This is a genomic window from Ancylobacter sp., from assembly GCF_965279025.1.
In the GTDB taxonomy this organism is placed as follows: Bacteria; Pseudomonadota; Alphaproteobacteria; order Rhizobiales; family Xanthobacteraceae; genus Ancylobacter.
The window spans coordinates 3137802-3158163 of sequence record NZ_OZ257132.1; the positions used below are offsets into that span (position 1 = coordinate 3137802).

A 20362-nucleotide genomic window follows, 5' to 3' on the forward strand; every position below is an offset into this window, starting at 1 on the left:
GTTTGCCGGTCGCTACGATGCCGGGCGGATCCGTGTGGAGCAGGTGTCAGGCTTCCCGCAGATTGGCGCGCCATTGCTGCTGGCTTCGCAGCAGTACCTTGGTGATCAGCACCTGCAGCAGCTTCACGCCGGCGGAGGTGTAGAGGATCATCAGCGCCATGGCGCAGGCGGCGCCGTCGTCGCCCGTGTCGTTGAGCGCCACCACCGCGATGGAGGCGACTTTGGTCGTGGAGGCGTAGATGAAGATGACGCCGGCCACCGTCGTCATCGCGTTGACGAAGAAGAAGGTGGCGATGTCGATGATGGCCGGGATCGAGATCGGGATCGTCACTCGCCGCAGCGTGGTCCAGAACGAGACGCCAAGCGCCTGCGAGGCCGCCTCGAACTCGTTGTCGATCTGCTTCAGCGCGGTCAGCGCCATCAGGTGCGGCACCGTGTAGTAATGGCCGATGGTGCACATCACCATGATCGCCATCGTGCCGTAGAGCACGTTGAGCGGGTTGCTCGGCAGGTTGAAGAAGAACACATAGCCGAGGCCGAGCACGATGCCGGGCACCGCGAGCGGCACCATGGCGACGATGTGGTAGCCCAGCAGGACGCGCGACCCCTTGCGGTGCTTTTCGGTGAGATAGGCGCCGCAAAATGCCATGACGGTGCCGAACAGTGCCGTCCAGGCCGCCATCTCGACGCTGTTCCAATAGGACAGCCAGCCGCCGGGATCGAAGGCGCCGAAGTCGAAATTGCTGAACGTCAGGGCGAGGTTGTACGGCCACATCGTGACGAAGGAGGCGAAGATGGCGGTGCCGATGATGCCGACGATGGGCAGGGCCAGCACCACCACCACCGCCAGCATGAGCCTGTCGAACAGGCGCGAGGGCTTCGGCTGCAGCATGACCGCCCGCGAGGTGAGCTGCGACGTCTGGTGCTTGTAGGTCAGGCGTTCGACCACGAAGGTGAGCACGGCCGGCAGCAGCAGGATGACGCCGATCACCGCGCCCATCTGGAAATTCGCCTGGCCGATGATCTGCCGGTAGACATCGACCGCCAGCATGTTGAACTTGCCGCCGATCACCTTGGCGATGCCGAAATCGACGATGGCGGTGGTGAAGACGACGAAGCTGGCATTGATCAGGCCGTAGCGCACCCCGGGAAAGGTGATGGTCCAGAAGATCCGCCAGCGAGAGGTGTTCAGCGTCTCGGCGGATTCATAAAGCCGCGCATCGGCGGTTCCCAGCGCCGTCGTCATGATCAGCACGACAAACGGCAGGCAATGAAACACCTGCGCCATTATGATGCCGACCGGGCCATAGACGGTGTGGCCGAACATCAGCGGTTTCAAATAGCCCTGATTGCCGAAAATGTAGATCAGCGCGATGGCCGGCAGCAGCGAGGGCGCCAATATGGGCAGCAGCGCAATGCCCTTGAACGTGCCCTTCAGCGGCATGCAGCTGCGCGTGAGCGCGTAGGAATAGAGAAAGCCGAGCGGCACCACGAGGGCTACGGTGAGGCTGGCGACCCACACGCTGTTGATCATCGATTGCCGCAGGATCGGGTCCTTGGCGTAGCTGACGAAATTGGCCAGCCCGATGAAGTTGCCCTGGTGGTCCTCGAAACTCTGCGACAGCAGCGCGTAAAGCGGCAGCACGATGATGACGAGCGCGATGATCAGCATGATCGCCCCGGTGACAAACCGGGTGATGTGCTCCCAGTCCAGGCTGCGGCGAAGCGCGGGCAGGTGCGGCGAGGTGAGGTCGCTCATGGCTGCGCCGCCTCGCGGATCTGCCCGGACTGGGCGGCCGGGAACACCGCGAAACGCTCGCGCGGCAACCCCACCCCGACCCGGTCGCCCACCGAGACCGGCAGGTCGGACATGTCGCGGCTCGACAGGTCGGCGGACATCTCGGCATTGCCGAGCGCCGGAACCAGAAGGCTGGCGCGCCAGAACGAGCCGAGGAATTCTAGATGCGTCACCTGCGCGGGCAGGGTGTCGCCGGCCTCGCTGCCGGTGAGCGCCCGCAGACGGATCTGCTCGGGGCGCAGGCAAGCAATGACATCGCCTTGGTTTTCGGGCGTGTCATAGGGCGCGGGCACCGGGAAAGCGAGGCTGCCGACCGTCAGCCGGCCTTCGCTCACATGGCCGGGAAAGATGTTCATCTTGCCCACGAAGCCGGCGACGAAGAGGCTGCGCGGCGTGTGGTAGATCTGCGTCGGCGTGCCGATCTGCTCGACCTCGCCGTCCCGCATCGCCACCACCCGGTCGGCCATGCTGAGCGCTTCTTCCTGGTCGTGGGTGACCATGATGGTGGTGAGGCCGAGGCGGCGCTGCAGATCGCGGATCTGCTGGCGCAGATGCACCCGCACCTTGGCGTCGAGCGCGCTGAGCGGCTCGTCGAGCAGCAGGAGCCGAGGGGAAGGGGCGATGGCGCGCGCGAGCGCCACGCGCTGCTGCTGGCCGCCGGAAAGCTGGGCCGGGTATTTCTTCTCCGAACCCTTCAGGTCGATGAGCTCCAGCAGCTCCTGTAGCCGGGAATCGATTTCCGAAGCCGGCTGCCGCCGGTTGCGCAGCCCGTAGACGATGTTTTCCCGCACGTTGAGATTGGGAAACAGCGCATAGGACTGGAACAGGATGCCGAACTGGCGCTGCGCCGGCGGCAGATCGGAAATATCCTGGTTGAGGCTGTGGATCGTGCCGGCATTCTGGCGCTCCAGCCCGGCGATGATGCGCAGCAAGGTGGACTTGCCGCATCCCGAGGGGCCGAGGAAGCAGACGAATTCGCCCGCTTCCACGTCCAGCGTCACATTTGAGAGCGCCTTGAAGCTCCCGAAGTTCTTGTCGATGCCGGCGACACGCAGGAACGGCGCCGCGCCGGCCCGGTCATTGCCATGGCGCGCGAGATGCGCGGCGGAACTGGAGACGTCAAGCATGGAAGGCGCGCTCTCTGACAACGGGAAGGGCAGGGCGGCGGGCGTCCGGCTCACGGGCGGACAGCCCCACCGGACGGCGCCGGACGGGCGGCGGCAAGACGCCGGCCATCCTGCGGGACGTCAGAGGGCGAAAATGGGTGGCGACAAAGGCGCACGCGGCCGCGCGACAGCGCGGCGCTCCGGGCTGGGACATGGTTTCCTCCTGATTGGCGTCGCCCTGTGCATGACCGGACAAGTGCCGATGCTGCCGGGGACGTCCGTGCCTGTCTTTGCAGGTCGCTTTAAACGGACGATAGGACGCGCGAAACGATGTGGCAAGAAAGAAATGAAACGGTTCATCACTGAACTGCGAGCGTCGCCGTCCCTGCCAATACTTGGCAGCAGGGCCGGCTAGCCGGCGAGCGGCGCCTTGCCTCCCGGCGCTGCGCAGGAGCCGCGAATGATGAATTCGTGCGTCACCGTGATGCGCTGCCGCGTCGAGCCACGGCTGCCGGCGAGGTGATCGAGCAGCAGTTCCGCCGCGCAGCGCCCCGTCGCCGCCCAGTCGTAACGGATGGCGGTGATGGGGGGCTCGATAAGGGCGGCAAGCTCGGTGTCGCCGAGCGTCACCAGCGACAAATGCTTGGGAATGCTGAGGTTTAGCAGGCGTACTGCCTCGATTACGCCGGCGAGATGGCCGCCGCTCACCACGATGGCTGTCGCCGGGTCGCGGCCGATCAGCGAGGAATAGGCGGCGTCGCGTCCATAGGGATGCTGGCGACCGCCGGAGTGGATGAGGTCGCGAGGCACCTCAGCGCCGAGATCGCTGAAGGCGGCCTCGAAACCGCGCAGCCGCTCCCGGCCCGAATGGGTGATGGCGGGCACGGTGATGAGGCAGATGCGCCGATGGCCGAGGCCGAGAAGAAAGCGCGTGGCGCGATAGGTGCCTTCATACTGGTTGGTGAGCACGCAATCGACATCGATGTCGATCACCCGCTCCAGCATCACCTGCGGCACGGAAAAATCGCGCAACTGCGCTCGCGTCGCCTCGTCATTGTCGTTCGCCACCATCACGATGACGCCATCCACCCGCCGGCGTTTGAACTGCTCCAGCACGTCGCTCTCGCGCTCGCGGTCGGAATGCGAGTTGGCGAGAAACAGCGTGTAGCCGGCACGGGTGAGAACGGGCTCAAGCCCCGTCACGGCGGCGGCGGTGAGCGGATTCTGAATGTCGGGCATCAGCACGCCGATCACCCGGCTCTGGCGCGATCGCAGGCTCTGCGCCACCGGATTGGGCTCGTAGCCGAGGTCGCGTATGGCCTCCTGGACGCGCTGGCGCAATGTGGCGTCGACATTGCCCGCATGGTTCAGCACCCGCGAAACCGTCCCGAGCGAGACCCCCGCGTGCCGGGCGACATGCTTGATGGTGACGGTCGCGGAGGTGGCGTGCGGCTGTTTCACAGGGCCATCAAGGGGCTGAAGGTAGGGGAAAGTCGGCGGCTCACGACGTCGCGCGACCTGTACTGTAGACGTGCGGGAAGCCGCCCAGCAAGCCACGCGCCGGCGCCGGGCGACATTGCCCCGGCGCCGTCAGAATGAACCCGGGCCGCTCCGCCATCGCTTGACAGGTTGGAACGGACGCGCCAATTCTGTCGACACTATCTATAAGGACGTGTTTGTTGCGGCTTAAATTAAAGCGATCTGCGCCGGCCGCCGGGGTAGGCGGTCGACATTCTTATTGCGTCCTGCCGTGCGTCTCCCCGCTGCGGCGAACCACCGAATGAACAGGCCAGCCATGGAAACGGTCGCGCTGCACGGTATCGTCGAGGGCTCCGGGAAGGAACTGGTCCTTCTCCACCCGATCGGCCTCGACAGTTCCTTCTGGGGCGCGATGCCGGCCATGCTCGCGCACACGCACCGCGTTCTCCGTCTCGACCTGCGCGGCTTCGGCGGCTCGCCGATGGGCGCACAGGCGGCGCCGATCGAAGCCTATGCCGCCGACGTTCACCGGGCGATCCGTCGTTACGGGCTTGAGCGGCCGGCCGTGCTGGGCCTCTCCTTCGGCGGCATGGTCGCCCAGACCCTCGCGCTGGATCATCCCGAGCTCGTGTCGCGGCTCATCCTGTGCGGATGTCCGGGAGGCATCCCGGCCGAGGCGCGCAGCGCCCTGCGCGAGCGCGGCGCGGCGGCCGAGCGCGAGGGCATGGACTCCATCGTTCCCCTCACCATCGAGCGGTGGTTTACGCCCGGTTTCGTCGAGAATCCCGTGGTGGAGCGGGTGCGTGCCCGGTTGCGCGGCAACAGTGCGCGCGCCTGGTCCGAGGGCTGGCAGGCGATCAGCGGCTTCGACGCGTTGCCGCGCCTTGGCACCTTGGCGGTTCCTGCGCTGGTCGTCGCCGGTGAGAAGGACGCGGCCACGTCGCCCGCCGCCTCCGCTACGCTCGCCGCCACCATCCCCCACGCCCGGCTGGCGACGCTGCCCGGTGCGCCGCATATGATGCAGCTGGAGACGAGCGGCCTGTTCACGGAGACCGTCGGCGACTTTCTCGCCGGGCGGCGGGTGGGGACGGAATAGGCGCGCGTCATGGACCAAATTCTTTCCCACGTGCTGACGGGCTCGCAGCGGGATTTCGCCCTGCTGCTGGTGCATCCGATGGGCGCCGACCTGACCTTCTGGGATGATGTCGTACGGGCTGTGGATGGGCGGGCAACGACGCTGGCCGTCGATCTTCCCGGTGCCGGCTCCAGCCCGTCGCCTGGCGGCCCTGTCTCGCTCGACGCGCAGGTCGCGGCGCTCGACGCGCTGCGTCGGGGCCTTGATATCGGCAGGATCGCCGTCGTCGCCTGTGCGGTCGGTACGATGACCGCCGGTGTCTACGCTGCCACCCATCCGCACGTGGTGGCGGCACTCGTGCTGGCCAATCCCACCCCGGCCAGCGCCCCGGCGGCCCGGCAGATGCTGGCGGAGCGCGCCGAAGCCGTGCGCGCGAGCGGCATGGCGGCGGTGCTGCCGGGCGCTGTCGAGCGCGCCTTTCTCGAACAGCCGCGCGGTGCCCGCTATCTCCACTACATGAATCGTTTCGCCGCGCAGGATCCCGCCGCCTATGCGTGGGCGCTGCTGGCGGCGGCGCAGGCGGATGCGACCCATGCCTTCGGCAGGGTCGCATGCCCCACCTTGCTGGTGCCCGGCCGCCATGACGTGCTTCTGCCCATGGAACGCGCGGAGGCGGTCGCCGCGCTGGTGCCGCAGGCGCGGCTCGTCGCGATGGAGGATGCCGCGCATTTTGTGCCCTACCAGAAGCCGGCGCGCTTTGCGGAAATGGTGCTCGATTTCGTCGGCCGCGAGGCCGGGCTCGTCCTCAATTCCGGAGTGTGACCATGGCCAATAAAGGCTTCCTTCTCGTCCTGATGCAGCCGCCGCCGGCCTTCGAGGACGAGTTCAACGCCTGGTACGACACTGAGCATGTGCCCGAGCGGGTGGCGGTGGAAGGCTTCGAGAGCGGGCGCCGCTATGTCTGCCTCGACGGGCACCCCCGCTATCTTGCCATGTACGACATGGAGAACGAGGCGGTGCTGGAGACCGAGTCCTATCTGCGCGTCTCCGCCGACCGGGCGAGCCCGTGGACGCGGCGGGTGACCAGCCGGGTGAAGGTTTACCGGTCGGCGGGACAGCAGATTTTCCCCGGCGGCGCAGTGACGGTGCCGACCGTGCGCACGTTTCTGCTGCGCTTCAGCGGTGCGCCCGCCGCGCTGGGCGACGCGGTGATTGCCGGCGCCAGGGCATGCTTCGAGGGAGCGCCGGGGCTGGTGCAGATGCGGGTCTTCGCCCATCCCCACGGGGCAGAAGTCGACTTCCTCGTCATGCTGGGCCTGAGCGCGCCGCAGCCTGTCGCCTTCGACGCGACGGCCTTTGGCGAGGCGGCGCGGTTTCTCGACATGGCGAACAGCTACGCGCCCTATTAGGGCCTCTCGCCAAAAGGAGCCGGCCAGCGCAGGCGCTGGCCGGGAGTTGCCCGAGAGGTTCTTCGGGAGACGTGTGGCGGCGCGTCAGTGCAGCGCGGCCGGATCGAACGGGTAGGGAACCGGGGGCCCGTCGCGCAGCGGCAAGACGATCACGGCGGTGCCGGGCGATCCTTCTTTGCCGTTCTGGTCCTTCAAGCCGATCTCCAGTTCGATCACGCCGTAGGGCCCGCGCTGACTCCGGCCCGTCACCCGGCCCCAGGCCGTCAGCGTGTCGCCGGGGATGTTCATGCCGCGATACTGGAAATTCATCTTCCACAGCCAGCCGGTCTCGCCGACCCAGTCGACCAGCACCTGCGCCAGCACGTGCTGCTTCCAGGAGCCGTTGATGAGCACATCGGGCAGGCCGTCATGCTCGGTGGCATAGCGCCAGTCGTAATGGATCTTGTGCCAGTTCTCCATCGCCGCCGACCAGCGGATGATGTGGGCGGTGGTCATCGGGCCCTTGGTGAGCGCGGGGATGTCGTCCCCGACCGCGACGTTCTCGAAATATACGGTTTCGGCCATCGTCTATCTCATGATCATGGTGTTCAGGGATTTGAGCAGCGGGCGACCGTCGGCGGTGCGGTACTCGTCCTCGATGACCACGAGCACCATCGGCCCGGCCTTGCCCTGCTTCTGGTAGATGTCGAGATAGGCCGAGCGGCATTGGATGCGGTCGCCCACCTTGGGGTAGCTGAAGAACTCGTATTCGTAGCCGCCATTCAGGATGCCCGAGAGCGGGATCGGCAGCTTTGGCAGGCCGAGGCGCATGGCGCGGGACACACCGTCGAAATCGGGGTCGCCCGCGGCGGCAAGGCTGTCCGCCATCTCGTCGGCCGGGCGGCGAAAGGCGTGCACCGGAAAGCCGGGCGGCGCGACGACGGCGCCGTAGCGCGTGCCGGCGGCGTGCTCCGTGTCCCAGAAGCGCGGGTTTGGGTCCATCAGCGCCTGGAAGAAGCGCCGGACCTCGCTGGCTTCCACCGGGTGCGGCGCCTCCAGCCAGTCGGAGCGGGCGCCGATCACGGCGCGCACCTCGGAGGTGATGTGATCCACCAGTTCGTCAACAGCCATGCAGCTCTCCTCACCTTGAGTCTTCTTCTGCCGCCTTCGGGCGGCAGGACGTGCCCATTGGCGGGGCATGTCCTTCTTGAAGGTCACTTTACTCGTCTATGAAACGTTTTCAAGATTGATGCGACGTGGCAGACTGATGGCCCGATCCGAGGTCGCCACAAATTCCGGGCGATTGAGGGGTGACAGCGATTCGAGATGGGCAATGCGGGCAGGGTGAACATGAAAATCGTTTTTATCGGCGCCTCTCACTGGCACCTCGACCTCTATCTGCTTCCGCTGCTGGACCACCCCGAGGCCGAACTCGTCGGCATCGCCGATCCGGACCCCGGCGTGGTCGCGCGGCTGGTCGAGCGACTTGGCTGCGCCGGCGATACCGACTTCCGTGCGCTGTGCCGGCGCCTGCGGCCCGATTTCGTCTTCGCCCTCGGTCGCCATGTCGACATGCCGGAGGAGGCGCGCTTCCTCATCGACGAGGGCATACCCTTCGCGCTGGAGAAGCCCTGCGGCCTGTCGGCCGCCGATGTCGCGCCGATGGCCGAACTCGCGGCACGCAAGGGCGCCTTCGCGGCGGTGCCGCTGGTGTTCCGCAATGGCGACTTCGCCCAACATCTGGAATCGCTGAAGCAGGAGGGCGATGTGAGCTATGCCAGCTTCCGCTTCATCGCCGGCTTCCCCGCCCGCTACCGGCAGGCCGGCTGCGACTGGATGCTCGATCCGTCACTGTCCGGCGGCGGCTGCACCATCAACCTTGCCATTCATTTCTTCGATCTCGCGCTCCGTCTGCTGGGGCCGGAGGTGCGCGTGCTGAACGCCACCATGGCCAACCATGCCTGGCGTGAGCGCGTCGAGGATTATTCGGTGGTGACCTTCGAGCGTGCGGGCGCGCTCTGCGTGGTCGAGACCGGCTATCTCTACCCGGCGCCGACCAGCAATTTCGACATGCACTATGCCCTGCGCTCGCCGCGCAGCTACACCATCGCCCATGACATGCAGACGGTGGAAAGCCTCGCCAATGACGGCACGTCCCGCCAATGGCCCTCGGTCACCACGAATGTCCCGCACTACCGAACCTTCGTGAACGATGTGCTGGAGCGGGTGCGGACGGGAAAGCCGCCGCTCGCGAACCTTTCCGACATGGTGCCGATCATGCGGCTGGTGGATGATGCCTATGCCAAGGCGGCCGCCAGCCCGCTGCTGCCGGCGACGCCCATCCTCGCGTCGGCCTAATCGGCGGAAACAAGCTCCTGGCAGGATTCGCGCAGGATGAACTCGTAGGGCACGATCACCCGCTCGGGCGGCGTCTGGCTGCCGCCGATCCGCGAAATGGTCAGGCGCGCGGCGACGCGCCCGGTCTGCGCCCAGTCATAGCGTATGGCGGTGATGCCGGGGCGGGTGAGGGCTGCAAGTTCCGTATCTCCCAGAGCCACCAGGGAAAGCTCGTCCGGTATCGACAGATTGAGCTGGCGCATGGCGTCGAGCACGCCGGCCAGCATGCCGCCGGACACGATGAGCGCCGTCGGCTTGTTGCGCATGGAGAGGACGGAATAGGCGGCATTCACCGCGTATTCGCGGGTGTATCCGCCCATATGCACGAGGTCTTCGGTCACCGGCACGCCGACATCGGCGAGCGCTTCCTCGTAGCCCTGAAGCCGGTAGCGCCCCGACATGTTGTCGGCCGGGACGGTGATGAGGGCGATGCGCCGATGGCCGAGCGCCGCGAGATAGCGGGTCGCGCGATAGGTGCCCTGCACCTGATCGGTGCGCACGGCGTCGAATTCGGTGCCGATCTCGCGCTCCAGCAGCACCACCGGCATGGGAAGGCGGCGCAGCTGCTCGACGGTCCGCGGGTCCTGATCGCGAGCGAGGATGGCGATGATACCGTCGACCCGCCGGCGGGCGAATTCGTTGAGGATGTTCTCCTCGCGGCCGCGCTCATAGCGGGAATTGGCGAGGAAGAACGAGTAGCCCTGCTGGGTGAGTTCCTCTTCCACCCCCGAAGCCGCTTCGGAAGATAGAGGGTTGCGCAGATCGGGCACGATGACGCCGATCACATGGGTCTTCTTCGACCGCATGCCCTGGGCGAAGCTGTCCGGCCGGTAGTCCAGAGCGGCGGCGGCGTCGAGAACGCGGCGCTGGAGGGCCGGCTTCACGTTGCGCGCCTTGTTGAGCACGCGCGACACGGTGCCGATCGACACGCCGGCGTGGCGCGCGACATCGCTGATCGTCGCGCGGATCGGCACCATTTTCGCCGGCTTGTCGTCGTCCATCGGGTGGTACTCGCTATGCGTTCCCGTGCGCGAGAACGTTCCATGCTTAGCCGATAGCTGGCGAGTGCGCGACGGTGTTCGTGCACAACCGCGCCGTCATCCACCTGCGCGACACACTGGGAAATTCCGTTCCAGCGAAGCCGATGGCGGACGCCTCACGCGCATCTCGTTGCTTGACCGGCGGGCGAGGGTGCCCTTAGTCTTGTCGTGGAAAACGTTTCAAAAATAACGCTGCAAGCATGGGAGCACGCTGTCATGGGTGAGAAGGTCAAGATATGCGAGGTCGGCCCGCGCGACGGATTGCAGATGGCGGCATCCATCATGCCGACCGCCGTCAAGATCGAATGGATCGCGTCCCTTGTAGAGGCCGGCATCCATGAGATCGAGGTCGGCAGCTTCGTCCCGCCCAAGCTCATCCCGCAAATGGCCGACACCGCCGAGGTGGTGCGCGCCAGCCGCGCCATGCACGGCCTCACCGTCGCGGCGCTGGTGCCGAACCTGAAGGGCGCGCAGCGCGCCCATGAGAGCGGCGCCGACGTCATCATCGTTCCGGTCTCCGTCAGCGAGGGACACAGCCGCGCCAACACCAATAAGGGCAGCCTCGACCAGGTGGCCGAGCTGCGCGGCATTGTCGACTGGGTGAGGGCGCAGGAACGGCCGATGAAGGTCGATGCCGGCTGCGCCACCGCCTTCGGCTGCTCCATCGAGGGGCATGTCCCGCAGGAGCGCGTCGTCATGGTCGCCGCCGCGCTGGCCGAGGCCGGGGTGGACAATGTCGTTCTCGCCGACACGGTGGGCTATGGCAACCCGATGCAGGTGCGCGCCACGGTGCGCGCCGTGCGGCAGGAAATCGGTCCGGTGCTCGACCGGCTGCATCTGCACGACACGATGGGGCTCGGCCTCGCCAACGCGCTGGCGGGCTTGGAGGAAGGCATACGCTGCTTCGATTCGGCGCTGGCCGGGCTCGGCGGCTGCCCGTTCGCCCCCGGCGCATCCGGCAATATCGTCACAGAGGATCTGGTCTTCATGCTGGAAAGCATGGGTTTCGCGACGGGCGTCGATCTCGATGGCCTCATCCGCGCGCGGGAGGTGCTGCAGCGCGGCTTGCCGGGCGCGGCATTGCTCGGCAACGTGACCAAGGCCGGCATTCCCCGCACCTATCGACGGGCGGCCTGATACGATTCTCCGTGTGTCGCTCTCCGGCATGATCGGCCGCAGGGGTGCCGCGCTCGACGAGGCCGGGCGGCGTCGAACGTTTCGTCCCCGGGCGCGCAGGCGCTGCCTGAACGCGCCAAGAGTTGGCCACGCCAAGCATGCGCAAAGCATGCGCCATCTGAAGGAGGAAGCCTGTGCAGGGCACGATCACCTATCTGACGACGATCGAATTCGGTGAAGGAACGATCGCCGGTCTCGGGGATCACCTCGCGCTCACCGGCATTCGTCGTCCGCTCATCGTGTCCGACCGGGGCCTTGCCGCGACCGGGCTGGTGGACCGCGTGGCCGCGCTCTGTCCGCCGGGGTCGGCGACGTTTCTCGATGTGCCGTCCAACCCCACGGAGACGGCGGTGCTTGCGGCCCTCGCGCTCTATCGCGACAGCGGCGCCGACGGCATCGTCGCCCTCGGCGGCGGGTCTCCCATCGATCTCGCCAAGGGTGTCGCCCTGCTGGCCACCCACGAGGGGCCGCTGGAGCATTACGCCGTCATCTATGGCGGGCTGTCCCGCATCACCCCCGCCGTCGCTCCCGTCATCGCGGTGCCGACAACCTCCGGCACGGGCGCCGAGGTCGGGCGCGCCGCCCTGCTGACGCTGGCCGACGGGCGCAAGCTCGGCTTCATCAGCCCGCACCTGTTTCCGCGCAAGGCCCTGTGCGATCCCGAGCTGACCTATGGGTTGCCGCCCTTCCTCACTGCGGCGACGGCTCTCGACGCGCTGTCCCATTGCGTCGAGACCTTCCTGTCGCCCCGCTACAACCCGCCTGCAGACGCCATCGCATTGGATGGCGCGGGCCGCATCTGGAGGCATATCGAGAGTGCCTTCGCCGATGGCCGCGACGTGGTGGCGCGCCGGGAATTGATGATGGGCTCGCTCCAGGGCGGCCTGAGCTTCCAGAAGGGTCTGGGCGCCGTGCATTCCCTTTCCCATGCGCTGGGCGGCCTCGGCGAGCCCAATTTGCACCACGGCACGCTGAACGCGCTCCTCATGCCGGAAGTCCTGCGGTTCAACGGTCCGGCCATCGGCGAGAAGATGGAGCGCCTGAACCGCTCATTGGGGCTGGAGCCGGCGGCGGATCTCGCCGACGAACTGGACCGGTTGAACCGCCGGCTCGGCATCCCGGCCGACCTGACATCGCTCGGCGTCACGCGCGACACGCATGAATGGCTCATCGAGCGGGCGCTCGCCGACCACAGCTCGGCCACCAATCCACGCCCCCTCACGGCGGCGGACGTCCGCTTCCTGCTGGAACGGGTCTCCGCCCCGGCGTGACGTTGAGGCGGCGTCAAAACCGCGGGAAAAGCGGCGCCGGATAGCGTAGAAAGAGAGCGCAAAACGCGCCGCATTTCCTAATTTCTGAGAAAAATGTCGATCGATCAATCACATAGGTTCGCGGTCGCCCCCATGATGGACTGGAGCGACCGGCATTGCCGGGCGTTCCATCGCGTCCTTTCGGCCCGCGCGCGGCTCTATACGGAAATGGTGACGGCCAATGCGGTGATCTTCGGCGACCGCGAAAGGCTGCTCGGCTTCTCGCCCGTCGAGCATCCCGTCGCCGTGCAGCTCGGCGGGTCCGACCCGGCGGCACTGGCCAAGGCGGCGGCGATCTGCGCGGAGTGGGGCTATGACGAGGTGAACCTCAATGTCGGCTGCCCGTCCGATCGCGTGCAGGGCGGCAATTTCGGCGCCTGCCTGATGCGCGACCCGGCGCTGGTCGCGGACGGCGTCGCGGCGATGAAGGCGGAGGTCGCGCTGCCCGTCACCGTCAAATGCCGCATCGGCGTCGACGAGCAGGACCCGGAAATCGCGCTCGACGCGCTGGCCGACGCCGTGCTGGCGGCGGGGGCGGATGCGCTCATCGTGCATGCCCGCAAGGCCTGGCTGGAGGGGCTTTCCCCGAAGGAGAATCGCGACATTCCCCCGCTCGACTATGACCGGGTGTATCGCCTCAAAGCCCGGCTGCCCGCCGTTCCGGTCAGCATCAATGGCGGCATCGCCACGCTGGAGGCGGCGCAGGCCCATCTCGCTTATCTCGATGGCGTCATGCTCGGCCGCGCCGCCTATCAGCAGCCGGAACTGTTGCTGCGCGTCGACAGCCTGTTCTTCGGCGCCGCCGATCTGCACGGGAACGCCTTCGTGGCGGTCGAGGCGTTCGAGCCCTATATCGCCGCCCATCTCGCGGCGGGCGGGCGGCTGCACGACATTACCCGCCACATGCTCGGCCTGTTTCCCGGCCGTCCGGGCGCGCGCGCCTACCGGCGCCATCTGGCGACCGAGGGGGTGAAGGCGGATGCCGGCCTCGACGTGCTGCGCGCCGCCCTCGACGAGGTGCGCAGGGCCGAGGAGCGACGGGCGCTGGTAGCGTGATCGATCAGGTGGCGTGAACGGGTGGCGTGATGCTGCAGGCAATTCCTCTCGAACATCTGTTGTGGCTGTCCGCCGTGCTGCTCGTGGCGGGCCTGGCGACCGGCATCCTGGCCGGCCTGTTCGGCATAGGGGGCGGCGCCATCGTGGTGCCGGTGCTGTACGAGGTGTTCGGTGCCGTCGGGGTCGACAATTCGGTGCGCATGCACCTGTCGGTGGGAACGGCGATCGCCATCATCGTGCCGACGGCGCTGCGTTCCTATTTCGCGCATCGGCGCCGTACCAAGATCGATAACAGCGTGCTTCGGCAGTGGGCCGTGCCGCTGGTCGTCGGCGTCATCGCCGGTACGTCGCTGGCGGCGGTGTCGCCGGACGTGGTGCTGAAGATCGCCTTCGTGCTGTTCGCGACGCTGATGTCGTCCAAGCTGCTGTTCGGCCGCGACCGCTGGGTCCTGGCCGAGACGCTGCCCGGTCGCTTCGCCATGTCGCTCTATGGCTTCGGCATCGGCGTGGCCGCGCCACTGATCGGCATTTCGGGCGGCGGCATCGCCACCGTGGTGCTCACGCTCTACCGGGTGCCGATCCATACGGCCATTGCCACCTCGGCCGGCCTCGGTGCGCTGATCGCCGTGCCGGGCACGATCGGCTACATCATCAGCGGCATACCGCATCTGCATGAGCTCCCGCCGTTCTCGCTCGGCTATGTCTCGCTGCCGGGCCTGCTGCTGGTGGGCGGCGTCGCGACGCTGGCGGCCCCGCTCGGGGCACGGCTGGCGCACGGCTTCACCAAGCGGCAGCTCGAAGTCGGGTTCGGGCTCTATCTGCTGATCGTCGGCCTGCGTTTCGTGGTGGCGCTGATCGCCGGATGAGGCGGGGTCTGTCTACTCCACCACCTTGGCGCGCATCACCAGCTTCTCTCCGCGAATCTCGAAGCTGGCGAGGCGAGAGAGGAAGGTCATGCCGAGCAGGCTGTGCTTCAGCGTGCCGGGGCTGGCGATGAGGGCGGGCACGTCGCGTTCCTCGATCGAGCCGGCGATGCCGATGCGGTCCAGCACCACGGCGGCGGCGCGGCCCCGGCCATTGGCGGTGTCGATGGGAATGTCGTAGCGCAGGAACTCGATCGGCAGGCCGACGGCGACCGCGTCCTCCGGGGTCAGGACGACGCTGGAGGCGCCGGTGTCGACCAGCATCGGAATGCGGTTGCCGTTCACCTCCACCCGCACGTTGAAATCGCCGTCGCGGGCGCGGGCGACTTCCACGGCGGGGCCGTCATCCTTGGCCAGTGGGACCGCGTAGCCCGGCGCCAGCTCGGCGAGCACGCGGTAGGCGACCGCGTGCAGTTCGAAGCGGTAGGTGTAGCCCACCGCCAGCACGCCAAAAATCACCAGCCACAGCGCGGCGGCGCGCAGCGCCTCGCCGAGCCGGCCGGTGAGGGTCGCGAACACGCTGGCCCCCACCACCATCAGCAGCGAGCCATAAAAAACCAGCTGCGCCAGATCGTTAGCGCCGAGGCCGGCGATGTCGCCATAGCGCGAGGTCCAGAAGATGAGGCCGATGCCGCCGGCAAGGCCGATGACGACGATCCACATCAGGCGGTCGGCGTTCATCGCGCGGCTCCCGCGGCGGGGCGGAGGGTCAGGCGGGCCATGATGGCGCGCCGCTCGGTTTCGCTGAGCGTTCGCCACGCGCCGATCTCCTCCAGGGTGCGGCCGCAGCCGAGGCAGATGCGGCCGACCGCATCGAGCGTGCAGACGGAAACGCAAGGTGTGGAAAGGGTTTGGGGCATTGATTCGGTACGCTAAGGGACGCCTGACTCTGCCGCATCTTCCTGTCGATCCGGTTAAGCCGCCGGTGGCGAATGCGTCAGCGCGCGAAGATAAGCAGACCGATCAGGAAGGCAATCTCGACCAGAAGGGTCGCGGCTCCGGCGACATCGCCGGTCTGCCCGCCGAATTGGGCGCGCGCAAGGCGGACCACGAGGAGGTAGGCGACGAGCCCGAAAAGGGCTCCGCCGATCAGGCCGGTGAGGCCGATGAGGGGGACGATGAGGACAGTGAGAACGAGGAGACCGACGCCCAGCGCCAGCCGCCGGCTCTCTGCGCCCGGCACCCCGGCGCTGCGGGCGAGGCCGTCCGCCCGGGCGAAGGGCAGGGCGGCGAGCATCCACAGCCCGGCGAGGCGCGAGACGCCGACCGCCGCGACAAGGCCCGCCGCCGCCGCCAGCGGCGCGACCGCCAGCAGGCCCGCCAGCGCACCGATGCGCAGGGCGAAGGCGAGGATGAGGGCGCACACCCCGAAGGCGCCGACGCGGCTGTCCTTCATGATCTCCAGCCGCCGCGCCACGCTCATGCCGCCGAGCGCGTCCGCGACATCGGACAGCCCGTCCTCGTGCAGCGCGCCGGTGATCGCCACCAGCACCGCCACGGCCAGCGTGGCGGCGAGGAAATCGCCGAGCCCGATGCCATGGGCGACGACCAGCACCGCGGCGCCGATGAGCCCGAGCAGCGCGCCGGCAATCGGCAGCGCCGGGCCGAGGCGGTCGAGGTCGGGCGGGCCGTCCGGCGCGGTTTCCGAGGGCAGGCGCACCGGCAGCCGCGAGAGGAAGCGCAGCGCGGCCGGAACGTCGGAGAGAATGGGCAGGGGCATGGGCGTGTTTTCCGTTCAGCGCTCGACCAGCAGGTCGGCGAGGGGCAGGCGATGCTCCCATCCCGCGCGCTCCAGCTCCGGCACTTTCGAGGCTTCGGCGGGAAAGCCGATGCAGAGATAGCCGACGAGCTGCCAATGCGCCGGCACATCGAGCGCGCGAACCACGTGCTGCGGGTCGAGGATCGACACCCAGCCCACCCCGATGCCGCGCGCGGCGGCGGCCAGCCACAGCGTGTGGATGGCCAGCACGGCGGAATAGGCCACCGTCTCCGGCATGGTGGCACGGCCGAGGCCGTGGCCTGTCCCGGGCTGCGGCTCGACGAAGACGGCGAGATGCTCGGGCGCGTCATCGAGCCCGGCGAGCTTGAGGCGGGCATAGAGCCCTGCGCGCTCATCGGCCTGGAGCGCCAGCGCCGCGGCGTTCGAGGTCGCGAAAATGGCGCGGATCGCGGCGCGCCTTGCGCCCTCGCGCACCCGCACCAGCCGCCAGGGCTGGCTGAAGCCGACGCTCGGCGCCTGGCAGGCGGCGCCCAGCAGCGCGGCATATTCCGCCTCGTCGAGCGGTGTCGTGTGGAAGCAGCGCACATCCCGCCGCCACGCGAACAGCGCCTCCAGCCCGGCGCGGAATGCCGCGTCGAAGCTCGGCGGCGTGTCTGTGCGGGCTTCCGGGGGAACGGCCATGCGGGCTTCCATGCGGGCCTCCATTTGGGCCTCCATGCGTGCGTCTCGGGGCGCGGCTGCGGGCGTGAGGGTTGCGCGTGCGTCAGTGAGGGTCTACCCCGCCCTCGCGCCCGAGGCGACACTCTTCCGTGGCCGCCGCCCGTTTAGCTGCTTGAGGCTTCCATGCTGCGCTCCGCCACTGGCCTGCCTTTCGACGACATCCGCAACCTCGTCGCCCAGATGCCGGGCCCGGACATGGACGCGCGCGCCGCCGCCGCCGCCCGGCAGGGGCAACTTGTCAAGCCGCCCGGCGCGCTGGGGCGGCTGGAGGAAATCGCCATCCACATCGCCGGCTGGCAGGGGCGCGAGATTCCGCAGATCAACCGGCCGACGGTGGCGGTGTTCGCGGCGACGCACGGGGTGGCGGCGCGCGGCGTCTCGCCCTATCCCCCGGAGGTGACCAAGCAGATGGTCGCCACCTTCACGGCGGGCAAGGCGGCGGTGAACCAGATCTGCGGGGTATTCGGCGCCGGGCTGCGGGTGTTCGATCTCGCGCTCGATGTGCCGACGCCCGATATCGTGGAGAAGGACGCGCTCACCGAGGCCGAATGCGCCGCCACCATGGCCTTCGGCATGGAAGCGCTGGCGGGCGAGCCGGACCTTCTGTGCCTGGGCGAGATGGGCATTGGCAACACCACGGTGGCCGCCGCCATCTTCCACGGGCTTTATGGCGGGCAGGCGCAGGACTGGGTCGGCCCCGGCACCGGCGCCACCGGCGAGGTGCTGGCCCGCAAGGTGGAGGCGGTGCGCGCGGCGGTGGCGCGCTGCAGGGGCCAGCTCGACGATCCGCTGGAGGTTCTGCGCAAGCTGGGCGGGCGCGAGGTGGCGGCGATGGCCGGCGCCATCCTCGCCGCGCGGCTGCAGCGCGTGCCGGTGGTGCTCGACGGCTATGTGGTGACCGCCGCCGCCGCCGTGCTGAAGGCGCTGGACCCCACCGCGCTCGACCATTGCCTTGCCGGCCATGTCTCGGCCGAGCCGGCGCATCGCGCGGTGCTGGAGCGGCTGGGCCTGCGCCCGCTGCTCGATCTCGACATGCGGCTCGGCGAGGGTTCCGGCGCGGCGCTGTCCATCGGCATCATCAAGTCGGCGCTCGCCTGCCATGGCGGCATGGCGACCTTTGCCGAGGCGGGCGTGGCGGAGGGGTGAGGGCGATGAAGCGGTTCGGGGATTGCCGTCATCCCGGACGGCCGCAGGCCGAGCCGGGATCGCGGCGAACCGGCGCGCGATCCCGGCTCTGCGCTTCGCTGCGGCCGGGATGACGCCATGCGGCTCGACAACCTGACCTCTCCGCGCCGCACGCGCGGCTCGCGCCCTCCGCGCGGCTGGCGGCCGCAGACCCTGCGGGGGATCCTCCTCGCGCTGGTGCTGATCGTGGTGACGCTGGTGGTCGAGCGCGTCATCCCCCCGCTCACCGGTGCGGTGCGGGTGGCGGATGGCGACAGCCTTGAGATCGAGGGCGAGCGGGTGCGGTTAGACGGCATCGACGCGCCGGAACTGCATCAGGAGTGCGGCGAGGGGATGAAGGCCTGGCCGTGCGGGATGAAGGCGCGGGGGGCGCTGGCTGCCCTTGTCGCGCGGGGCGAGGTGAGCTGCCGCCCGGTGGACGAGGATCGCTATGGCCGCGCCGTCGCGCGCTGTGCTGTCGAGGGTGCCGACATCGGGGCGGAACTGGTGCGGCAGGGATGGGCGGTGGCGCTGGGGCTGTCGTACCGGGCCGAGGAGCGGGCCGCGCGGGCGGCGGGCGCAGGCATCTGGTCCGGCCCGTTCGACATGCCGGCGGACTGGCGGGCGCGGCATCCCCGCCCGGCGGAGTAAGGGGACGCCGTCGTCGGGACCACGACGTAGCGTCGCCCTGAGGTGCCGTCGTTAAGACCGGCACGCACCGTCATCCTGAGGGGCGAGCGAAGCGAGCCTCGAAGGATGGTCTCCCGTTCCGCCATGGGCATCCTTCGAGGCTGGCCTTCGGCCCGCACCTCAGGATGACGGCGATCGGGCAGGAGGGGGCTTGGGTCGGCCGTGACGGCGCGAGGGGTATCTTCCGCGTAAGCAGTTCTCGGCGCGAGAGGTATTCGATCCGTCCCGGCTATGAACGGCAGAGCGACGACGTGACCCGAGCAACGTCATCGCCGGACCTGGCCCGAGGATCAACTTCTTCGACGGCTGCTTGCGACGCGACGAGGAAAGTCGTGGATGGCCGGGCCAAGCCCGGCCATGACGGTGGACGGGATGGCGGAAGACGCCCGCCTCCCTATCTATCCCCCATGCCGCCCGACCTGCTCGACAGCTTGCTCGCCGATATCCGCACCTGCCGCTTCTGCCTGGAGACGCCGCGGGGCAAGCCGCTGCCGCATGCGCCGCGGCCGGTGCTGCATGTCGGCCCGAAGGCCCGCATCCTCATTGCCGGGCAGGCGCCGGGGACGAAGGTGCACGCCTCCGGCAAATCCTTCACCGATGCGTCCGGCGATCGGCTGCGCTCCTGGCTCGGCGTCGACGCCGAGACATTCTATGATTCCAACCGCATCGCCGTCGCCGCCATGGGCTTCTGCTTTCCCGGGCAGGACGCCAAGGGCGGCGACCTGCCGCCGCGCCGCGAATGCGCCAGCCTCTGGCACGACCGGCTGTTTGCCGCGCGGGCGCCGTTCGATCTGGTGGTGGCGGTGGGGGCCTCCGCGCAGGCCTATCACCTGAAGCGACTGGGGCTGGAGCGTTTCGCTGGGGGCGGCCTGACCGAGCGGGTGGAGCGCTGGCGCGAGATCTGGCAGGCGCGGCAGGGCCCGCGCCTCCTGCCGCTGCCGCACCCCTCCTGGCGCAACACCGGCTGGCTGAAGCGCCATCCCTGGTTCGAGGAGGAACTCGTGCCGGTGCTGCGCGCCGAGGTGGCGCGGCTGCTCGGCTAACTCTGCTTAGGGCTCGCGCCTCACGGCTCGCGGATCACCTGCTCGGCCTGGAGATTGGCTTTCGCGATGGCGTCCGGCTCGATCCGGTCGGAGGAGACGACGAGATAGTCGGCGTCGTCCAGCTGCTTCAGCACGGCTTCCTCCGCCTGGAATTTCAGGCCGAAGCCGGAGAGGTAGGCGATGATCGGGTGCAAGGGTTCGTCATTCTCGTCCAGCCCGTCCTTCCTCACGAAGACACGCCAGGCTTCTTCGGCCAGCGACATTGGCTTTCCCTCCG

Annotated in this window: 22 protein-coding genes; 11 read left to right on the forward strand and 11 right to left on the reverse strand. The window is 68.4% G+C overall.

Going from position 1 to position 20362, the window contains the following annotated elements; genetic code table 11:
- Window positions 1-46: 46 nt before the first annotated feature.
- From ACQY76_RS14470 to ACQY76_RS14480, 3 genes are all read right to left on the reverse strand, one after another.
- Window positions 47-1759: a putative 2-aminoethylphosphonate ABC transporter permease subunit gene (locus ACQY76_RS14470; RefSeq protein ID WP_428029437.1), complete on the reverse strand. Its 1713-nt coding sequence runs from the start codon at window positions 1757-1759 to the stop codon at window positions 47-49.
- On the reverse strand, window positions 1756-2925 hold the full coding sequence (locus ACQY76_RS14475; RefSeq protein WP_428029438.1) for a putative 2-aminoethylphosphonate ABC transporter ATP-binding protein: 1170 nt from the start codon (window positions 2923-2925) through the stop codon (window positions 1756-1758). The genes ACQY76_RS14470 and ACQY76_RS14475 overlap by 4 nt, the downstream gene beginning before the upstream one ends.
- Window positions 2926-3315: 390 nt before the next feature.
- Complete coding sequence (locus ACQY76_RS14480; protein ID WP_428029439.1) at window positions 3316-4365, reverse strand: LacI family DNA-binding transcriptional regulator; 1050 nt, start codon at window positions 4363-4365, stop codon at window positions 3316-3318.
- Between the two features lie 334 nt (window positions 4366-4699).
- Here ACQY76_RS14480 and ACQY76_RS14485 point away from each other — a divergent pair, with 334 nt between their 5' ends.
- The 3 genes from ACQY76_RS14485 to ACQY76_RS14495 are packed head-to-tail and all read left to right on the forward strand — an operon-like array spanning window position 4700 to window position 6867.
- Window positions 4700-5479 (forward strand): alpha/beta fold hydrolase, encoded by a 780-nt coding sequence (locus ACQY76_RS14485; RefSeq protein WP_428029440.1) that lies wholly within the window; start codon window positions 4700-4702, stop codon window positions 5477-5479.
- 9 nt (window positions 5480-5488) lie between these two features.
- Complete coding sequence (locus ACQY76_RS14490) at window positions 5489-6280, forward strand: alpha/beta fold hydrolase (protein WP_428029441.1); 792 nt, start codon at window positions 5489-5491, stop codon at window positions 6278-6280.
- A 2-nt stretch (window positions 6281-6282) separates the two neighbouring features.
- A complete protein-coding gene (locus ACQY76_RS14495) occupies window positions 6283-6867 on the forward strand; it encodes a hypothetical protein (protein ID WP_428029442.1) in 585 nt (194 codons plus the stop codon).
- An 84-nt stretch (window positions 6868-6951) separates the two neighbouring features.
- Here ACQY76_RS14495 and ACQY76_RS14500 read toward each other — a convergent pair whose 3' ends face one another.
- Both ACQY76_RS14500 and ACQY76_RS14505 read right to left on the reverse strand, forming a co-directional pair.
- Window positions 6952-7431, reverse strand: a complete 480-nt coding sequence (locus ACQY76_RS14500) for an acyl dehydratase (RefSeq protein ID WP_428029443.1) — start codon at window positions 7429-7431, stop codon at window positions 6952-6954.
- 3 nt (window positions 7432-7434) lie between these two features.
- Window positions 7435-7977 (reverse strand): FAS1-like dehydratase domain-containing protein, encoded by a 543-nt coding sequence (locus ACQY76_RS14505; RefSeq protein WP_428029444.1) that lies wholly within the window; start codon window positions 7975-7977, stop codon window positions 7435-7437.
- Window positions 7978-8196: 219 nt separating this feature from the next.
- Between ACQY76_RS14505 and ACQY76_RS14510 the strand changes: the two genes are divergently transcribed.
- Complete coding sequence (locus ACQY76_RS14510; protein ID WP_428029445.1) at window positions 8197-9204, forward strand: Gfo/Idh/MocA family protein; 1008 nt, start codon at window positions 8197-8199, stop codon at window positions 9202-9204.
- Here ACQY76_RS14510 and ACQY76_RS14515 read toward each other — a convergent pair.
- Window positions 9201-10244, reverse strand: coding sequence for a LacI family DNA-binding transcriptional regulator (locus tag ACQY76_RS14515; RefSeq protein ID WP_428029446.1), 1044 nt, complete (start codon window positions 10242-10244; stop codon window positions 9201-9203). The genes ACQY76_RS14510 and ACQY76_RS14515 overlap by 4 nt on opposite strands.
- Window positions 10245-10499: 255 nt before the next feature.
- Here ACQY76_RS14515 and ACQY76_RS14520 point away from each other — a divergent pair, with 255 nt between their 5' ends.
- The 4 genes from ACQY76_RS14520 to ACQY76_RS14535 all read left to right on the forward strand — a co-directional run bounded on the left by ACQY76_RS14520 (window position 10500) and on the right by ACQY76_RS14535 (window position 14691).
- Entirely contained in the window at window positions 10500-11420 is a 921-nt protein-coding gene (locus ACQY76_RS14520) for a hydroxymethylglutaryl-CoA lyase (RefSeq protein ID WP_428029447.1), read from the forward strand.
- Between the two features lie 173 nt (window positions 11421-11593).
- On the forward strand, window positions 11594-12730 hold the full coding sequence (locus ACQY76_RS14525) for an iron-containing alcohol dehydrogenase (RefSeq protein WP_428029448.1): 1137 nt from the start codon (window positions 11594-11596) through the stop codon (window positions 12728-12730).
- A 132-nt stretch (window positions 12731-12862) separates the two neighbouring features.
- Window positions 12863-13825, forward strand: a complete 963-nt coding sequence (dusA, locus tag ACQY76_RS14530) for a tRNA dihydrouridine(20/20a) synthase DusA (RefSeq protein ID WP_428029449.1) — start codon at window positions 12863-12865, stop codon at window positions 13823-13825.
- Window positions 13826-13854: 29 nt separating this feature from the next.
- Window positions 13855-14691, forward strand: coding sequence for a sulfite exporter TauE/SafE family protein (locus tag ACQY76_RS14535; protein WP_428033018.1), 837 nt, complete (start codon window positions 13855-13857; stop codon window positions 14689-14691).
- Between the two features lie 12 nt (window positions 14692-14703).
- Here ACQY76_RS14535 and ACQY76_RS14540 read toward each other — a convergent pair whose 3' ends face one another.
- The 4 genes from ACQY76_RS14540 to bluB all read right to left on the reverse strand — a co-directional run bounded on the left by ACQY76_RS14540 (window position 14704) and on the right by bluB (window position 17161).
- On the reverse strand, window positions 14704-15429 hold the full coding sequence (locus ACQY76_RS14540) for a TIGR02281 family clan AA aspartic protease (RefSeq protein ID WP_428029450.1): 726 nt from the start codon (window positions 15427-15429) through the stop codon (window positions 14704-14706).
- Window positions 15426-15608 carry a DUF1289 domain-containing protein gene (locus ACQY76_RS14545; protein ID WP_428029451.1) on the reverse strand — a complete coding sequence of 61 codons (183 nt, stop codon included), beginning with the start codon at window positions 15606-15608 and terminating at the stop codon, window positions 15426-15428. Before ACQY76_RS14545 ends, ACQY76_RS14540 begins: the two co-directional genes overlap by 4 nt.
- A gap of 77 nt (window positions 15609-15685) precedes the next feature.
- Window positions 15686-16468 carry an adenosylcobinamide-GDP ribazoletransferase gene (gene cobS, locus ACQY76_RS14550; RefSeq protein ID WP_428029452.1) on the reverse strand — a complete coding sequence of 261 codons (783 nt, stop codon included), beginning with the start codon at window positions 16466-16468 and terminating at the stop codon, window positions 15686-15688.
- A gap of 15 nt (window positions 16469-16483) precedes the next feature.
- Window positions 16484-17161 (reverse strand): 5,6-dimethylbenzimidazole synthase, encoded by a 678-nt coding sequence (bluB, locus tag ACQY76_RS14555; protein WP_428029453.1) that lies wholly within the window; start codon window positions 17159-17161, stop codon window positions 16484-16486.
- Window positions 17162-17311: 150 nt separating this feature from the next.
- On the opposite strand from bluB, the gene cobT reads away from it, so the two are divergent.
- The 3 genes from cobT to ACQY76_RS14570 all read left to right on the forward strand — a co-directional run bounded on the left by cobT (window position 17312) and on the right by ACQY76_RS14570 (window position 20085).
- Window positions 17312-18334 (forward strand): nicotinate-nucleotide--dimethylbenzimidazole phosphoribosyltransferase, encoded by a 1023-nt coding sequence (cobT, locus tag ACQY76_RS14560; protein ID WP_428029454.1) that lies wholly within the window; start codon window positions 17312-17314, stop codon window positions 18332-18334.
- A 117-nt stretch (window positions 18335-18451) separates the two neighbouring features.
- Window positions 18452-19003, forward strand: a complete 552-nt coding sequence (locus ACQY76_RS14565; protein ID WP_428029455.1) for a thermonuclease family protein — start codon at window positions 18452-18454, stop codon at window positions 19001-19003.
- A 446-nt stretch (window positions 19004-19449) separates the two neighbouring features.
- Complete coding sequence (locus tag ACQY76_RS14570; protein ID WP_428029456.1) at window positions 19450-20085, forward strand: uracil-DNA glycosylase family protein; 636 nt, start codon at window positions 19450-19452, stop codon at window positions 20083-20085.
- A 20-nt stretch (window positions 20086-20105) separates the two neighbouring features.
- On the opposite strand, the gene ACQY76_RS14575 is transcribed toward ACQY76_RS14570, so the two are convergent.
- Entirely contained in the window at window positions 20106-20348 is a 243-nt protein-coding gene (locus ACQY76_RS14575; RefSeq protein ID WP_428029457.1) for a hypothetical protein, read from the reverse strand.
- Window positions 20349-20362 lie beyond the last annotated feature (14 nt).